Here is a 15,390-nt window from a genome sequence, read left to right as displayed (position 1 = left end):
CTCCTGGCCCGCGTCCCTAGCCTTGGTTCATGGATGACACGCGCAACCACAGGTCCCTCTGGACGGTGACGGCGCCGCCGCGCGACTTCCCGGTGGCGCGGGGCGACCTCACGGTCGACGTGGCGGTCATCGGCGGAGGCATCGCGGGGCTGACGACGGCCTTCTTGTTGAAGCGCGCGGGGAAGCGGGTGGCGGTGCTGGAGATGCACCGGGTCCTGTCGGGACAGACGGGGCAGACCACCGCCCACCTCACGGAGTTGTTGGATACGCCCTATTCCACGCTGCGCCGGGACTTCGGCGAGAAGGGCGCGCGGCTGGCGGCGACGTCCAGCCGCGTGGCGCTGGAGCAGGTGGCCACGCTCGTCGAGACACTCGGGCTCGACTGCGACTTCCAGCGGGTGCCCGCCTTCCGCTTCGCGGAGACGACGCGCGAGTTGGAGGCGCTGGAGCAGGAGCTGACCGAGGCGCGTGACGCCGGTCTGCTCGCGTCGCTGGTGCGCAGCGTGCCGCTGCCCTTCCCCGTGAAGGGCGCCATGCGGGTGGAGGACCAGGCCCTGGTCCATCCGCGCAAGTACCTGCTGGGGCTCGCCGACCGCATCCCCGGGGATGGCAGCCACGTCCTCGAGCAGACGCGGGTGACGGAGATTCACGAGGGCACGCCGTGCCGCGTCGTCACCGACCACGGCGTCGTCACCGCCACGGACGTGGTGGAGGCCACCACCGTCCCGCTCAACCGCGTGGCCCTCCAGACCCGGCTGTACCCGTACCGCACCTACGCGGTGGCCGGCCCGCTGGAGTCACCGCTGGAGGCGGCGCAGTACGACGACTCCCAGGAGCCCTATCACTACCTCCGCACGCAGCGGGTGGACGGGCGCGTGTATCTCATCGTCGGCGGAGAGGACCACAAGGTGGGCGCGGAGCAGGACACGGACCGGCGCTATGCCGCGCTCGAGGACTACACGTTGAAGCGCTTCCCGGTGCGGAGCCTGACCCATCGCTGGTCGGGACAGGTCATCGAGCCGGTGGACGGGCTCCCCTTCATCGGGCGCAACGTCGGCAGCCGCCATGTCCACGTCGCCACCGGCTTCTCCGGCACGGGGATGACCTTCGGCACGCTGGCGGGCATGCTCCTCACCGACCTCATCCTCGGCAACGAGAGCCCCTTCACCGCGCTGTACTCACCGTCCCGGAAGAAGCCGCTGGCGGGCGTGAGGGACTTCCTCCAGGAGAACGCGGACGTGGCCTTCCGCTTCGTGGCGGACCGGCTTTCGCGCCCGGAGGCCCAGCACCTGTCCGAGGTGGCCCCGGGCGAGGCGAAGGTGCTGGAGGTGGAGGGGCAGAAGGTGGCCGTCTACCGTGAACCCGACGGCACGGCGCACGCGGTGTCCCCGGTGTGCACGCACCTGGGCTGCCACGTCCACTGGAACGGCGCGGAGCGCTCATGGGACTGCCCCTGCCATGGGGCGCGCTACAGCCCCACGGGCAAGGTCCTCAATGGGCCGGCCATGAAGGACCTCCCGTCGCGCCAGCTCCCGAAGCTCCCGGAGTAGCGCCTGGCCGCCGAGCGCGGCATCGCGGACCTGCTCCAGATGGAGCTGGATGACCCGGGGTCCAGCGCGAAGACGCGGGGGCTCGCGGCGCGGAACGCGCACCACGTCGTGCCGTGTGTCGCTCCCGCAAGAAACGGGTTGCGCGGAGCGGTGGGAACGGCAGCATTCAGCCCCTCCATGCCGCGTTCCGCTCCCGCCGCTCCGCGCCTGCCTGATGCCTTCACTCCCGCCGTCCGCCGCGCCTTGGGGCGCGCCGACCCGACCCTGGGCGCGCTGATGAAGCGGGTGGGGCCGTTCCGCCTCGAGCTCACGCCCCTGCAGAGTCCCTTCGCGGCGCTGGCGCGCTCCATCGTGTTCCAACAACTACATGGTCGCGCCGCCGCCGCCATCTTCGAGCGGGTGAGCGAGCGCGTGGGCAAGGGGCGCAACTTCACCCCCCAGGCGCTGCTCTCCACCTCGGAGGCCGAGCTGCGCGAGGCGGGGCTGTCCGCCAACAAGCTCGCCGCCGTCCAGGACCTGGCGCGCAAGTCGCTGGAGGGAACGGTGCCGCCGCTGTCGAAGGTGCGGCGCATGGACGACGCGGCGCTCATCGAGCACTTCACCCAGGTGCGGGGCATCGGCCAGTGGACGGTGGAGATGCTGCTCATCTTCCGTCTGGGTCGGCCGGACGTGCTGCCCGTGGACGACTTCGGCGTGCGCAAGGGCTTCATGCTCGCGTACGGCCTGCCGGAGATGCCCCGTCCCAAGGCGCTGCTGGAGCACGGTGAGCGTTGGCGCCCCTGGCGCACGGTGGCCAGTTGGTACCTGTGGCGCGCGGCGGAGCTGTCATGGGAGCCGTAGCCCGCTGAGCGTGCCCGGGTCGTCCTGGGTGGCGAGGGGGCGGGCAGGGGCCCGAGGGCCGCGTGCCTTGCGACGCCGCGCGTGAATCCTCACCCGTAGGAACACGGGAAGAGAGGACCGCATGCGCGCACTGACCTACCAGGGGCCCTTCCGGGTTCGTGTCGAGGACAAGCCGGACCCCATCATCGAGCATCCGCAGGACGTCATCCTCCGGGTCACTCGCTCGGCCATCTGTGGGTCGGACCTCCATCTGCTGCACGGCATGGTGCCGGACACGCGCGTGGGCCACACCTTCGGCCACGAGTTCACCGGCGAGGTGGTGGAGCTGGGCTCGGAGGTGACGCAGTTGCGCAAGGGCGACCGGGTGGTGGTGCCCTTCAACATCTCCTGCGGCGGCTGCTTCTATTGCCAGCGGGGCCTGACGGCGCTGTGCGAGAACAGCAACCCCGAGAGCGACATCGCGTGTGGTGTGTATGGCTATTCGCATACCACGGGCGGCTATGACGGCGCGCAGGCGGAGTATGTGCGCGTGCCCTTCGCGGACGTGGGGCCCATGAAGATTCCGGATGGGATGGACGACGAGGAGGCGCTGTTCCTCGGCGACATCCTCCCCACCGGCTACATGGGCGCGGAGATGGGGGAGATCAAAGGCGGCGAGTCGGTGGTCGTGTTCGGCGCGGGGCCCGTGGGCCTGTTCGCCATGCGCTCCGCGTGGCTGATGGGCGCCCGGCGCGTGGTGGCGGTGGACTGCGTGAAGTACCGGCTCGACTTCGCGGAGCGGTACGCGAAGGTGGAGACGCTGGACTTCCGAGAGGTGGACGACGTGGTCCTCTTCCTGAAGGACTTGTTCGACGGACGCGGGCCGGACGTCTGTATCGACGCGGTGGGGATGGAGGCGTCGGGCTCTCGTGCGCAGCGGATGCTCGGGCTGGGGTTGAAGCTCCAGGCGGGCGCCCCCACGGTGCTGACCTGGTGCATCGAGGCGGTGCGCAAGGGGGGCAATGTCTCCATCGTCGGCGTGTACGGGCCGCCGTGGAACCTGATGCCCATCGGCACGGCGATGAACAAGGGGCTCACGCTGCGGATGAACCAGTGCAACGTGCGCCGGTACATGCCGCACCTGATGGGGCACATCCGGGATGGGCTCATCGACACGAAGGGCATCATCACCCACCGCTTCCCCCTGGAGCAGGCGACCGAGGCCTACCACCTGTTCGCGAACAAGCAGGACGGCTGCGTGAAGTGTGTCCTCACGCCGCAGTGACCTTCGAGCCCAGACAGCAAGGAGTCGAGCCATGCAACACACGCCCATTCCTGGCGCCGCCGCGGACCTGGACTTCGCCAGCCGCCCGGGGGTTCCCATGGAGCACTCGCCCCAGCCGTTGCCCGGGGCGCGGGTCCCCATCCTTCCCCAGCGCTCGGACGTCCTCGTGTTCAAGCACGTGGGGCGCGCGCGGTTCCCGCCGGTCTTCGGCACCGCGCAGCCGCCTCGCGGGTTGAGTGGCCTGCTGCGCAAACAGGCGTACCGGTTCCCCGACCACCTGGCGCGACATTGGCTGACGCTGATGTTCGCGGACCGGGTCGATGTCTGGGAGCACCGCCTGCGCGGAGGGCTCTCATGGGGGCTGCCCGTCCTGGGCGTCCTGTCCCTCTCGGCCTGGGGTTTGCGCAAGCTGACGACGCGGTGAGCCGACGGACTCCCACCCCGTGGTGGAAGGGGTGCGGGCGGAGGTGGGGCGACTTGTGACGCGTTCTCTGTGAGGATCGCCCCATGTCGCCCGCGAAGCCTCCCCCGAAACGTCCGGCCTCTCGACCCCCCGTCCCGGCGCCGAAGCCGTCGGAACCCTCGGGTCCGAAGAAGCCCGCCGCGCAGCAGGGCGCGGAGGCCGGGAAGAAGGCGGAGGTCCGCAAGGCCGGGCGGAAGCCGGAGGCTCCCACGCCGGCGAAGGCCACGCCGGCGCCCGTCGCGGGCAAGGCTCCGGGGAAGCAGGCCGCTTCGGCGGGGCGGGCTCCGCAGGCGAAGTCCGCGGGCGTGGGCGCCTCCGCCAAGGGGGCGAAGGCGAAGCCGTCGGGAGCGCCATCGAGCGGTCGGGGCTCGCAGTCGAAGCCATCCGGTGTCGAGCAGGCGCCCGCCGCCGCGAAGCGTGCTCCGTCGAAGGCCGCCGGCGCGACCGGCGCGGGGACGCCCGTGGGCTCCACTGCGGTGTCCGGCAAGGGGGGCCGAGGTCCGGCGGTTCCCATCGGAGGCACCGCGGGGGGCCGTCGAGCGGCCACCAAGGGTGCTTCGGTGGATGTCGGGGGCGGCGCCCTCGGCGCCCTCGTCGCGAATGCCCTCGTCGACGATGCATCGGACGGGGGCGAGCCGACCGCGGGAGGACCTCTCGATGCGCTGGTCACGGGAGCCCTCGGCGATGCCGTGGATGGGGACGAGGCCGCCACGGGTAGGGCTCTCGATGCGCGGGTCGCGGGAGCCCTTGGCGATGCCGTGGATGGGGACGAGGCCGCCACGGGTGGGGCTCTCGATGCGCTGGTCGCGGAAGCCCTCGGTGATGCCGTGGATGGGGACGAGGCCGCCACGGGTAGGGCTCTCGATGCGCGGGTCGCGGGGGCCCGCATGGATGGCTCGGATGGGGACGAGACCGCCACGAGTAGGGCTCGCGACGCGCGGGTCGCGAACGCCCTCGGCGACGCATCGGATGCATCCGAGGATGCCGCGGGCGATGACCTCGACGTGCTTCTCACGGGAGTGTCCAGCGAAGCCGCGGAGGTGTCCGCGCGACCCACGGATGAAGACCTCGACGCGTTGCTGGCCGGAGGTTCTGTCGAGGCTCCTCCTGCGCCCCAGCGGGCCGGGAACGGGCGGAATGGCAAGGCCCTCGCGGGAGGGCCACTCGAGGCTTCGGACGCGGCCACGCGCCTTTCTCCCGAACGACTCGGCACGCTCCTGCCCTTGCGGCAATCTCCAGGGAGCCAGTCGTCGCGAGCGGTGAGGGCTCCGGTCGTGGACCCCCATCCGGACTCCACGGAGGACCTGCGCTCGCGACGACCTGCCGTCGTCCCCAACACCCGTCCGTCGTTGAACGAGGGGGACGTCGACGCCGACGTGTTGCCCCTCTCCCTGCTGGCCCCCATCGAGGGGACCTTTCGCGGCGCGCCGCTGCTCATCCTCGCGGAGCCGGAGGTGTACCGGACGCCCGGGGTGCTCGGCTCGACGATAGGCAAGACGGTGCCGGGCAAGAGTGAAGCGGGCCCGACCTTTCCGGGCGCGGCGCGCCTGTTCACCCGCGTCGTCAACCGCGTGGGCGAGGCGTTCGTGGACGCCGTCGAGGGCCGCCGTGAGCCGGCCACGCCTCCCTCCGCGGACCAGCGGTTCTCCGTGGTGCTGCGCAACACGTCGGGCCGGCCCATCCATCTTCGAGTGAAGGGCTGTCTGTTCTCGAAGTACCTCACCCCGCAGTTCCCCCGACCGACGCAAGGGACCACGCCCTTCAACCCCAGGGGCGAGCAGCCCCTCGACGAAGACCTCACGGGCCTGGTGGACGCGGAAGACGGGCAGGGCAAGGCGCCGGACCCGCGTGGACTGTTCTTCCGGGGGCCGCACGCGGTGATGTCCGCGGGCTGGCTCGATGCGCTCGCCGACGACCGTCCCGACATGGAGCGCGGGCGCGCGCCGCTCGTGCGCGAGGACCTCGACCTGTCCCACCTGGACACCGCGCGGCTGGGGACGCGGGGCTATTTCGAGGGCGCGCTCGTGGTGAAGCCCGGGGCGACCGTGGTGGTGCTGGAGGCGCGACACGAGAAGGGCGGCACCCTCTGCGCGCTCGTGGACTTCACCGCGGTGGACGGCAAGGGCGGCGTGGATGCCGGCGCGCGGTTCCGGCTCGCGACGGTGGCGAGCGCCGGCTCGTTGACCGACGAAGACCTGTCGGCCCTCGTGCGAGGCGCGCATCCCCTGGCGAGCGCGGGGACGGACGCCGCGCCGCTTCGCGGTGATGGCTTCGATACGCTCCAGGGCGTGGTGGACGCCGGCAGCCTCTTCCAGGGCGGCCGGACGCTCCCACTGTCTCGTGGGTCGACCACCGGTGACCTGGTCATGTCCACGTCGACGCGGCACGCGGAGGCCCGGCACGATGCGGGCACTGTCTCGCGGACCTCGCGCTCGGAGGTCGCGCGGACGAACGATGGCGCGCGCGGGACGTCGTTCGACCTGACCTACGTCCTGGAGAACGCGGCCCCGGAGGCCCTCGAGGTGGAGCTGCTCATGACTGCTCCTCGCGCCCATGCCACGGAGCGCTTCTTCCCGCAGTCGGGCGTGGTGGTGCTCGCGATGCGGGTGGAGGGGCGGAGGCTGGACGTCCGGCTCGACCGGCGCGGAGAGGGGCGGGTCCTGGCCGTGCTCGACGTCCCCGCTTCGGGCCGGCGCGAGGTCCGGGTCGAGTGGACGCACCTGGGCGGCACGTTCGCGCCGCTCGGGTTGGAGTTCAGGGCTCGGCGCTGAGTCTCGGCGCCCGTGTCCCGGACTCCACGGGCGATGCGGCGCCCCCCGTCAGCTCGCGGGGGCGAGGTGGGGGGGAGCGGGCTGTCGTTGTCGGGCGATGGGGACGAGCAGCGCGAGGAAGGCGACGGAGAGCGCGGCGCCGAGCAGGAACACGAAGGCGTAGCCCAGCCCGAGTCCGTGCTTCGGGTCGGCGAGCCAGCCCGCGAGCGGCGCGGCGGGCGCCTTGCCCCAGACCTCGATGCTGGCCAGCAGCGTGTAGTGCGTCGCGCCGATGGTGGAGTCCACCCGCGACATGATGAAGGCGAACATCACCGTGGTGAGGGCGCCACCGACGAACTCCTCACACAGCGTGACGCTGATGACGCCCTCGTCCGAAACCCCGTGCGTGGCCAGCCACCAGCGCCCCACCAGCGGGAAGACGCGCAGCGACGCGGTGAGCGCCAGCGCCCCGAGCACGGGCATGCGCGTGGCCAGCACCCCGCCGGTGACGGACCCGAGGATGGAGGCCGCGTTGCCCCAGGTCCCCACCCACTGGCCTATCTGCCAGGAGGGGATGCCCGAATCGAGGAGGAAGGGCTTGTAGAGCACGTCCGCCATCGTCTCGCCGAACTTGTACGTGCCCACGAAGAGCAGCAGCCAGCCGGTGCCCGGCCGCCGCACCACCGTCCACAGGTGCGCCTTGAACACCGCCCACGTCACGGCCGGCTCGCTCGCGGGCGCCTCCGGGGACGCGGCCGTCGGCTGGGGCGGGGCGGACTCCGTGCGCGCGACCAGCGTCACGAGGAAGGCGCCCAGGCACAGCGCGGACATGGCGAGGAACAGCCCCGGCCAGCCGATGTACTTGCTGGCCCACACCAGGAGCCCGCCCCCGGTGAGCATCCCCAGCTTGTAGCCCACGACCTGGATGGCGTTGCCCAGGCCCAGCTCATTCGGGCGCAGCGTGTCCACCGCGTAGCCGTCCACCGCGATGTCCTGCGTGGCGGCGAAGAAGTTCATCACCAGCACGAGCCCCATCAGGAGGGGCAGCGCGTCCGGGGACGTGAAGAGCGCCGCCGCCGCGCACGTCGCGGTGAGCCCCGCCTGCATGGGGAGGATCCACGAGCGGCGCTTCCCCCAACGCGGGGAGTGATAGCGGTCCACCAGCGGGGCCCACGTCGCCTTGAGCCCCCACGGCAGGGCCAGCACCCCGATGAACCCCAGGGCGGCGAGCGACGTCCCCTGCTCGCGCAGGTAGACGGGCAGCGCCGTGGCCTGGAAGCCGAAGGGCAGCCCCTGCACGAAGTAGAGGACGCAGAGCAACACCAGCCGGAGCGACGGGAGTCTCATGGCGCGCCACAGCATAGAGCCTCCGTGTCCCCCGGTGCCCAGGGCCCCTCGGCGCCCGCTCCGTGGCTCATACGGAGAGTGTTGACACCCTCCTGGGCGTCATTGAATCGTGACGTTCTCCCGTCAACGAGGTTCACGAGGACACGCAATGGGATTGGCAGAGCGACGCGCAATCATGCAGTACCGGCAGAACGTGCTTCCGGTCTGGCAGAAGAAGCTCAGCGAGCTGCTGGGCTACGAGCTGGAGATCGAGGCCGAGTGGGACACCCTGGGCGCGGAGGACTGCGCGCACATCATGGAGAAGGGCCTCAACGCCATCTACTTCGAGCCCCTGGAGCTGGCCATTCGCGAAATCGCCATCGACGACTTCGCGAAGCAGGCGCTGCGGGACGGCTTCAAGAAGTTCTTCTTCAGCGGCAAGGAGCCGGAGGACCGCATCTTCTACCGGTTCGAGAACAAGACGCTGTCGTACCGGCACAACTTCAGCAACATCGAGAACTACGTGAACGAGCGCCGTCAGCGCATCGTCCACCTCTTCGAGAAGAATCTCTGAGTCGCGGTTGAGCGGTTCCACCGGAGGCAGGTCGTCCCCGCCTCCGGGGCTTGTCGCGAGCGGTGAGGACGGGCCGGCATGGGGGCCGGGCCGCTCGCGTCAGCCGCGGGAGTGCCGGAGGATGAGGTTCTCCAGCCGTCCGAGCGCCTTCTCCAGCACCTCCATCGACGGACCGAAGGACAGGCGCACGTAGTTGCGGAAGCGCGAGGGCCTCGCGCGGCGCTTGCCGGGGTTCACGTCGAAGAACTCGCCGGGCACGGCGATGATCTTCTCCTCCAGCGCGGCGCGGAAGAAGCCCATGCCGTCGTTGAGCGGCGCCGGCAGCCCCGACACGTTGCCCCAGACGTAGAACGTCCCGTCCGGCGCGCGGTCCGTGCGGATGCCCAGCCGCTCCAGCCGGGAGTGGAACCGGTCGCGCTTCTCGCGGAAGGTGGTGTGGATGGCGTGCGTCTCCGCCACCACCACGTCCTCCTGGAGCAGGGGGATGGCGGCGCGCTGGAGCGGCCGGCTGCCGCCGCCGTCGAGGAAGCTTCCCGCGCTGGCGACGGTGTCGATGACCTGCCGGGGGCCCACGGTCCACGTCATGCGCCAGCCCGGGTAGCGCCAGTTCTTGGTGAAGCCGTCGAAGAGGACGATGGGGTCGCGGTTCACGTCCTCCACGTAGCGCGCGGCGCTCTCCACCGGCAGGTGCCCCGGGCGGCCCGTCCAGATGTAGTGCGAGTAGAACTCGTCGATGAGCAGCGTGCACTCCAGCTCGCGGGCCACGCCCACCCAGCGCGCCAGCTCGTCGCCCTGCACCAGCTTGCCGGTGGGGTTGCAGGGGTTGGAGAAGAGCAGGGCGGACAGGCCGCGGCCCTGCACCTCGCGCCGCAGGTCCTCGTGGGTGAAGGTGTAGCCGCGCTCCCCCTCCAGGAGGATGGGGATGGCCGTGAACGCCTTGAAGACGTCCAGCAGCTCCTCGTACGCGGTGTAGTCCGGCAGGAAGTGGCCCAGGTTCACCGAACCCAGGCTCGCCGCCGCGCGGGTGAGCGCCGCGCGCCCACCCCCGGACAGGCACACGTTCTCCGCGCTGTACTGGCTGGGCATGCCCCGGCGGTAGAGCCGGTTGTAGAGCCCCGCGATGGCCTCGCGGATGTCCCACAGGCCGGCCACCGGCGCGTACTCCATGTCCGCCACGTCGATGGAGACGGTGTTCAGGCGAGGCGGCGCGCCGGGCAGGTCCCCCGTCTCCGGCTGGCCCTGGCCCAGGTTGCACCAGTCCGGGTCGCTGGAACGGTAGCCGCGGCGCGTGGCCTCGGTGGTGACGTAGATGACGCCCGTGCGGGGCACGGCGCGGAACGCTGGAATCGTGACGTCGTCGCTCACGTCGCCGCACCCTAGCCGAAAGCGCCGCTCCCCGCGCGCTCCTCGACGCCGGGAGCGGGGCGTCCGCCTAGCCCTCGAGCGAAGCGCGCAGGAACCAGGCGTGCTTCTCGAACTCCACGATGATGCCGGTGGCCAGGTCCTCGGAGTCCGCGTCGTCCACCTCGACGAACAGCCTGCGGCTGTCGCGCAGGCCCTCCAGGTAGACCTCGATGCGCTCGGCCAGGAGCTTCACGTGCTCCAGGTCCCGGGTCGTCTCCTGGGGGTACTCCGGCAGGCGGCTCGCCTTGCCCACGTGGCGGCTGGTGCCGTAGGCCTTCCCGCCCAGCGTCACCGCGCGCTCGGCGATGGAGTCGTTGTGGTTGGCCAGGCTCACCGCGAAGGTCTCGAACAGCGGGTGGAGCGCGGCGAACTGCGGGCCCTTGATGTTCCAGTGGGCCACCTTGATTTGCGAGTGCAGGTCCAGGCCATCCGCCAGGCGCGCGTTGAGCGAGTCGACGATGGCGGAGCGGGTCTTCTCGGGGAGGGGGCTGGGGCTGCGGTACATGGCGGTCTTCCTTTCGCTTTCGTTCTTCACGCCACTTCAGATGCGCGGCGTTGGAAAAAGGAGCGCCCCCTGGCGTTTCCACCAGGGGGCGCGGGTACGTCTCGCGAGTGACTCGCGGAACCGGAGCGCTAGGACTCCAGGCCCACCGCCGCGGCGTGGACGACCGCCGCGATACGGACCGCGTCGTGCACCTGGTCCTCCGACAGGCCGCCGTCGAGGACGACCTTCTCGTGGGACTGCATGCACATCTCGCAGCCGTTGATGGCGCTGACCGCGAGGCAGACCAGCTCGAAGTCCACCTTGGTGGTCAGCACCTGCGCGAGTCTGTTCATCCGCAGGCCGGCGCGCTTGGTCGAGTAGGACTCCTTCCCGATCATGTGCCGGAAGCGGTAGTAGACGTTGTTCATCGCCATCAGCGAGGCCGCTGCGCGCGCATCCTCGATGACGGGCTCGGGGTTCGCGAGGGCCTTGCGCGCCTCCTCGAGCATCGCCTCCTTCAGCCGCTCGTTACGAACGGCGAAGGCCGATGCCACCGCCACGCCCCAACGCTGCTCCGGGGTGAGGCTGCCACCTTCCAGGACGGCCTGGAGGTTGAGGCGCGTGTCCTTGTGGGCGTCCGCCAGCTCCGAGCGGACGACTTCGAGCGAAGCCATGACGCGTTACCCCGCCTTCGCCAGCTTCTGGGTGAGGGTCTCCTCGCCCTTGTTCCAGTTGCAGGGGCACAGCTCGTCCGTCTGCAGCGCGTCCAGGGTGCGCACGGTCTCGGAGACGTTGCGGCCCACGGACAGGTCGTTCACCGTCACGTGGCGGATGATGCCCTCGGGGTCCGCGATGAACGTCGCGCGCAGCGCCACGCCCTCCTCCTTGTGGAGGATGCCCAGCGCGTTGCACAGCTCGTGCTTCAGGTCCGCCAGCATCGGGAAGGGCAGGTTCTTCAGGTCCGGGTGGTGCGTGCGCCACGCGTGGTGCACGAACTCGCTGTCGGTGGACAGGCCCAGCACCTGCGCGTCACGGTCGGCAAAGTCCTTGTTCTTCTTGCCGAACTCCGCGATCTCCGTCGGGCAGATGAAGGTGAAGTCCTTCGGCCAGGCGAACAGCACCAGCCACTTGCCCTTGAAGGTCTCGTTCGTGATCTCCTGGAACTCCTTGCCCTTCTCCAGGCTCACGGTGGCCTTGACCTTGAAGTTCGGGATCTTGTCGCCAACGGTCAGCATGTCGTTACAGCTCCTTGGGATGGGGGGATGGCTGCTCGCCGTCCCTCGAGAAAGTTCTTCTGCCAGTTGCTAGAGCAGGCCTCGTGCCAGGACCTCGACTGAAGTGATTCCGAGGGGTTGATGCTGTTCCCTCGACCTGACGGTGCCGCCGGGACGGTGAATAACGAAATCTCGGTGCCGACCGCCACTGCAATTTCGGTGGAGCCGGCCAATTGACGGCGATGCGACGCTCGTACCCTGCTCGTACGAGCGGGCGCGCACGATACGAGAAGGCCCGAGGGGATGCATCCGGGGCGGGCGGGCAGGCGACCCGACAGGTCGGTCGCGAACGCTTCCGAGGAGGGACCCGCTCAGGGAGAGGGCGTCGCCAGGGCTCGTGCGTCGCGCGCCACGGCCTTCGGGGGGGCGCGCAGTTTCTGCGTCAGCACGTAGAGCCCGGGGATGAAGACGAAGTTGACCACCGTGGACACGAGCATGCCGCCGAACACCGCGGTGCCCAGCGAGTTCCGGGACGCCGAGCCCGCGCCCTGCGCCGTCATCATCGGCACCACGCCGAGGAGGAAGGCGATGGACGTCATGAGGATGGGGCGCAGGCGGACCTCGGCGGCCTCCACCACCGCGTCGACGGCGCTCCGGCCCTGCTCGCGCAGCTGCTCGGCGAACTCGACGATGAGGATGGCGTTCTTGCTGGCCAGCCCCACCAGCATCACCAGGCCCAACTGGCAGAACACGTCGTTGGCGAAGCCGCGCCAGAGCTGCAGGCCGAGCGCGCCCATCAGCGCCAACGGCACGGAGAGGATGATGACCAGCGGGAGGATGAAGCTCTCGTACTGCGCGGCCAGCACCAGGAAGACGAAGAGCAGGCCCAGGGCGAAGATGAGGAGCGTCTGGCCGCCGCTCTGCTTCTGCTCCAGGCTGATGCCGGACCACTCCGCGCTCATGCCCTGGGGCAGGTGCCGCGCGGCCAGCGCCTCCATCGCCTCCATCGCCTGGCCGGAGGACACGCCGGGCGCGGGCTGCCCGCTGAGGTCCACGGAGCGGAACAGGTTGTAGTGGCGGATGACCTGCGCGGACACCGTGGGCCGCACCGTCACCAGCGACTCCAGCGGGAGCATGTCCCCGCCCTCGCCACGCACGTAGAAGGCGCTGATGTCGGAGGGGCTGTCGCGGAACGGCTGGTCGGCCTGGACGTACACGCGATAGGCGCGGTTCGCGTAGTTGAAGTCGTTGACGTACTGGCTGCCCAGGTAGACCTGCAGCGTGCCGAACACCTGGTCGAGCGAGACGCCCAGGGCCTTGGCCTTCTGCCGGTCCACGTCCACCTCCAGGAGGGGGGTGTTGGCGTTGAAGCCGGTGAAGACGCCGCGCAGGCGCGCATCGTCGTTGCCCACCGCCATGAGCTGCTGCGCGGCCGTCGTGAGCTCGTCCAGGGAGCTGGTGCCGGCGGCGTCCTGCAGGACGTACTGGAAGCCACCCACGGCGCCGACGCCGCGGATGGCGGGGGGCTGGAAGGGGATGATGCGCGCGCCGCCGATGCGGTTCAGCGGACCGCGCAGGCGCTCCACGAGCGCCGCCACCGACTGGTCCTTGCCGGGGCGTTCGTCCCAGTGCTTCAGGAGGACGAAGATGTTGGCCATGTTGGGGCCGGTGCCCTGGGTGGAGAACCCGCCGTTGGCGAAGATGGCGCGCACCTCCGGCTGGGCGGCGAGCAGCCGCTCCACCTCCGCCATCACCTGCTCCGTCTGCGCGAGCGACGTGCCCTCCGGTCCCTGCACGGAGACGATGATGTAGCCCTGGTCCTCGTCGGGGATGAAGCCCGTGGGCGTCGCCCGGACGAGCGCCACCGTGGCGGCGATGCACAGGAGGAACGCCAGCAGGATGAGCCCGGGGCGTCCCAGGAGCCGCCGCAGCCAGCGGCCGTAGACGCGGCGTGTCGCGTCGAGGAGTGCGTCCACCTGGCGGAAGAACCACGGCTTCTCTCCGGCGTGCTCCGACAACATCCGCGCGGAGAGGGCGGGCGTGAGCGTGAGCGCGCAGAACGTGGAGAGGGCCACCGACGCGGCGATGGTGAGCGCGAACTGGCGGTAGATGGCGCCCGTGGTGCCTGGGAAGAAGGCCACCGGGAGGAACACCGCCACCAGCACGATGGAGATGGCGATGACCGCGCCCGACACCTCCTGCATGCCCGCGCGCGCGGCCTCCGTCGCGGACAGCTTCCGCTCCGTCATGAGGCGCTCGATGTTCTCGATGACCACGATGGCGTCGTCCACCACGAGGCCCGTCGCGAGCGTCAGGCCGAACAGGGTGAGCGTGTTGATGGAGAAGTCCATCAGCTTCACGAAGGCGAAGGTGCCCACCAGCGAGACGGGCAGGGTGAGCGCGGTGATGAGCACGCTGCGCCAGCCGTGCAGGAACAGGAGGATGACCAGGACGACCAGGACGATGGCCTCGACCAGCGTGCGGAGCACCTCGTGGACGGTGGCGCGCACGGCCAGGGTGGTGTCGGTGCCCGTCTGGTACTCCATGCCGGCGGGGAAGTACGCGGACAGGCGCGTCAGCTCCGCGAAGATGGCGTCGCGGACCTCGAGGGCGTTGGCGGTGGGGAGCTGGAAGGTGGCGATGCCCACCGCCTGCTTCCCGCCGAAGCGCAGCAGCGTGCTGTAGTTCTCCGCGCCCATCTCCACGCGGCCCACGTCCTGGATGCGCACGCTCTTGCCGCTCGGGTCGCGCATGAGGATGATTTCACCGAACTCCTCCGGCTCCACCAGCCGGCCCTGGGCCCGCACGGCGAGCTGGTAGGGCTGGTCCGCGAGGGAGGGAGGCTGCCCCACCTGGCCTGCGGCCACCTGGAGGTTCTGCTCCTGGAGCGCGCGCGTCACGTCCTGGGGCGTGAGCTTGCGGCGCGCCAGCTCCGTGGGGTCCAGCCACACGCGCATGGAGAGCCTGCGCTCGCCGAAGATGCGCACCTCACCCACGCCGCGCACGCGCTTGATGGCGTCCTTCAGGTTGACGTCCGCGTAGTTGCTGAGGAACTTCACGTCATAGCGGTTGTCCGGACTGAACAGCGCGACGGAGAGGAGGATTTGACTGGAGGCCTTGTTGACGACGATGCCCGTCTGGTTCACCTGCGACGGCAGGCGCGCGGCGGCGCGGCTGACGCGGTTCTGCACGTCGATCGCCGCGGCCTCCAGGTCCCGCGTCGCCTCGAAGGTGATGGTGATCTGGCTGACGCCGTCGTTGTCGCTGGTGGAGGAGATGTAGCGCATGCCCTCCACGCCGTTGAGCTCCTGCTCCAGGGGGATGGTGACGGCGCTCTCCACCACCTCCGCGCTGGCGCCCACGTAGGTGGACGTCACCGTCACCTGGGGCGGCGCCAGGTCCGGGTACTGGGCGATGGGCAGCGTGGGGATGGCGATGGCCCCCACCAGGGTCAGCAGGATGGAGCAGACGATGGCGAAGACGGGGCGGCGGATGAAGAAGTCGACGAACATGGGGCGCTT

Annotated in this window: 12 protein-coding genes; 6 read left to right on the top strand and 6 right to left on the bottom strand. The window is 70.3% G+C overall.

The features are described 5' to 3' along the window. The first annotated feature begins 29 nt into the window (after positions 1-29). The 5 genes from LZ198_RS04555 to LZ198_RS04535 all read left to right on the top strand — a co-directional run bounded on the left by LZ198_RS04555 (position 30) and on the right by LZ198_RS04535 (position 6,888). Positions 30-1,550: an FAD-dependent oxidoreductase gene (locus tag LZ198_RS04555; RefSeq protein WP_253970626.1), complete on the top strand. Its 1,521-nt coding sequence runs from the start codon at positions 30-32 to the stop codon at positions 1,548-1,550. Positions 1,551-1,727: 177 nt separating this feature from the next. After that, positions 1,728-2,390 carry a DNA-3-methyladenine glycosylase family protein gene (locus LZ198_RS04550; protein WP_253970625.1) on the top strand — a complete coding sequence of 221 codons (663 nt, stop codon included), beginning with the start codon at positions 1,728-1,730 and terminating at the stop codon, positions 2,388-2,390. Positions 2,391-2,511: 121 nt separating this feature from the next. Continuing rightward, the gene (locus tag LZ198_RS04545) at positions 2,512-3,654 is read left to right on the top strand and encodes a zinc-dependent alcohol dehydrogenase (protein ID WP_253970624.1); all 1,143 of its coding nucleotides are present in this window, start codon (positions 2,512-2,514) and stop codon (positions 3,652-3,654) included. Positions 3,655-3,685: 31 nt separating this feature from the next. Further along, positions 3,686-4,078, top strand: coding sequence for a hypothetical protein (locus LZ198_RS04540; RefSeq protein WP_253970623.1), 393 nt, complete (start codon positions 3,686-3,688; stop codon positions 4,076-4,078). A gap of 83 nt (positions 4,079-4,161) precedes the next feature. Continuing rightward, positions 4,162-6,888: a hypothetical protein gene (locus tag LZ198_RS04535; RefSeq protein ID WP_253970622.1), complete on the top strand. Its 2,727-nt coding sequence runs from the start codon at positions 4,162-4,164 to the stop codon at positions 6,886-6,888. Positions 6,889-6,936: 48 nt separating this feature from the next. On the opposite strand, the gene LZ198_RS04530 is transcribed toward LZ198_RS04535, so the two are convergent. After that, positions 6,937-8,214 carry an MFS transporter gene (locus LZ198_RS04530; protein WP_253970621.1) on the bottom strand — a complete coding sequence of 426 codons (1,278 nt, stop codon included), beginning with the start codon at positions 8,212-8,214 and terminating at the stop codon, positions 6,937-6,939. A gap of 175 nt (positions 8,215-8,389) precedes the next feature. On the opposite strand from LZ198_RS04530, the gene LZ198_RS04525 reads away from it, so the two are divergent. Beyond that, positions 8,390-8,767 (top strand): hypothetical protein, encoded by a 378-nt coding sequence (locus tag LZ198_RS04525; protein ID WP_253970620.1) that lies wholly within the window; start codon positions 8,390-8,392, stop codon positions 8,765-8,767. 99 nt (positions 8,768-8,866) lie between these two features. Here LZ198_RS04525 and LZ198_RS04520 read toward each other — a convergent pair whose 3' ends face one another. From LZ198_RS04520 to LZ198_RS04500, 5 genes are all read right to left on the bottom strand, one after another. Then, complete coding sequence (locus tag LZ198_RS04520; RefSeq protein ID WP_253970619.1) at positions 8,867-10,132, bottom strand: pyridoxal phosphate-dependent aminotransferase; 1,266 nt, start codon at positions 10,130-10,132, stop codon at positions 8,867-8,869. A 67-nt stretch (positions 10,133-10,199) separates the two neighbouring features. Then, entirely contained in the window at positions 10,200-10,706 is a 507-nt protein-coding gene (gene dps, locus LZ198_RS04515) for a DNA starvation/stationary phase protection protein Dps (RefSeq protein ID WP_323381921.1), read from the bottom strand. 98 nt (positions 10,707-10,804) lie between these two features. Beyond that, positions 10,805-11,329, bottom strand: coding sequence for a carboxymuconolactone decarboxylase family protein (locus LZ198_RS04510; RefSeq protein ID WP_253970617.1), 525 nt, complete (start codon positions 11,327-11,329; stop codon positions 10,805-10,807). 6 nt (positions 11,330-11,335) lie between these two features. Then, the gene (locus LZ198_RS04505; RefSeq protein WP_253970616.1) at positions 11,336-11,890 is read right to left on the bottom strand and encodes a peroxiredoxin; all 555 of its coding nucleotides are present in this window, start codon (positions 11,888-11,890) and stop codon (positions 11,336-11,338) included. A 350-nt stretch (positions 11,891-12,240) separates the two neighbouring features. After that, positions 12,241-15,381, bottom strand: a complete 3,141-nt coding sequence (locus LZ198_RS04500; RefSeq protein WP_253970615.1) for an efflux RND transporter permease subunit — start codon at positions 15,379-15,381, stop codon at positions 12,241-12,243. Positions 15,382-15,390: the final 9 nt, after the last annotated feature.

The sequence above is a fragment of the Myxococcus dinghuensis genome (assembly GCF_024198235.1).
Taxonomy (GTDB): Bacteria; Myxococcota; Myxococcia; order Myxococcales; family Myxococcaceae; genus Myxococcus; species Myxococcus dinghuensis.
Note: the sequence above shows the minus strand (reverse complement) of the source record. Positions and strands in the feature narration are given on the sequence as shown.

What these genes read in the sequence shown, in the direction of transcription:
- LZ198_RS04505 (WP_253970616.1), bottom strand. Translation starts at nt 11,890, where the DNA reads ATGCTGACCGTTGGCGACAAGATCCCGAACTTCAAGGTCAAGGCCACC.
- LZ198_RS04500 (WP_253970615.1), bottom strand. Translation starts at nt 15,381, where the DNA reads ATGTTCGTCGACTTCTTCATCCGCCGCCCCGTCTTCGCCATCGTCTGC.
- LZ198_RS04555 (WP_253970626.1), top strand. Translation starts at nt 30, where the DNA reads ATGGATGACACGCGCAACCACAGGTCCCTCTGGACGGTGACGGCGCCG.
- LZ198_RS04510 (WP_253970617.1), bottom strand. Translation starts at nt 11,329, where the DNA reads ATGGCTTCGCTCGAAGTCGTCCGCTCGGAGCTGGCGGACGCCCACAAG.
- LZ198_RS04540 (WP_253970623.1), top strand. Translation starts at nt 3,686, where the DNA reads ATGCAACACACGCCCATTCCTGGCGCCGCCGCGGACCTGGACTTCGCC.
- LZ198_RS04525 (WP_253970620.1), top strand. Translation starts at nt 8,390, where the DNA reads ATGCAGTACCGGCAGAACGTGCTTCCGGTCTGGCAGAAGAAGCTCAGC.
- LZ198_RS04530 (WP_253970621.1), bottom strand. Translation starts at nt 8,214, where the DNA reads ATGAGACTCCCGTCGCTCCGGCTGGTGTTGCTCTGCGTCCTCTACTTC.
- LZ198_RS04535 (WP_253970622.1), top strand. Translation starts at nt 4,162, where the DNA reads ATGTCGCCCGCGAAGCCTCCCCCGAAACGTCCGGCCTCTCGACCCCCC.
- LZ198_RS04550 (WP_253970625.1), top strand. Translation starts at nt 1,728, where the DNA reads ATGCCGCGTTCCGCTCCCGCCGCTCCGCGCCTGCCTGATGCCTTCACT.
- LZ198_RS04545 (WP_253970624.1), top strand. Translation starts at nt 2,512, where the DNA reads ATGCGCGCACTGACCTACCAGGGGCCCTTCCGGGTTCGTGTCGAGGAC.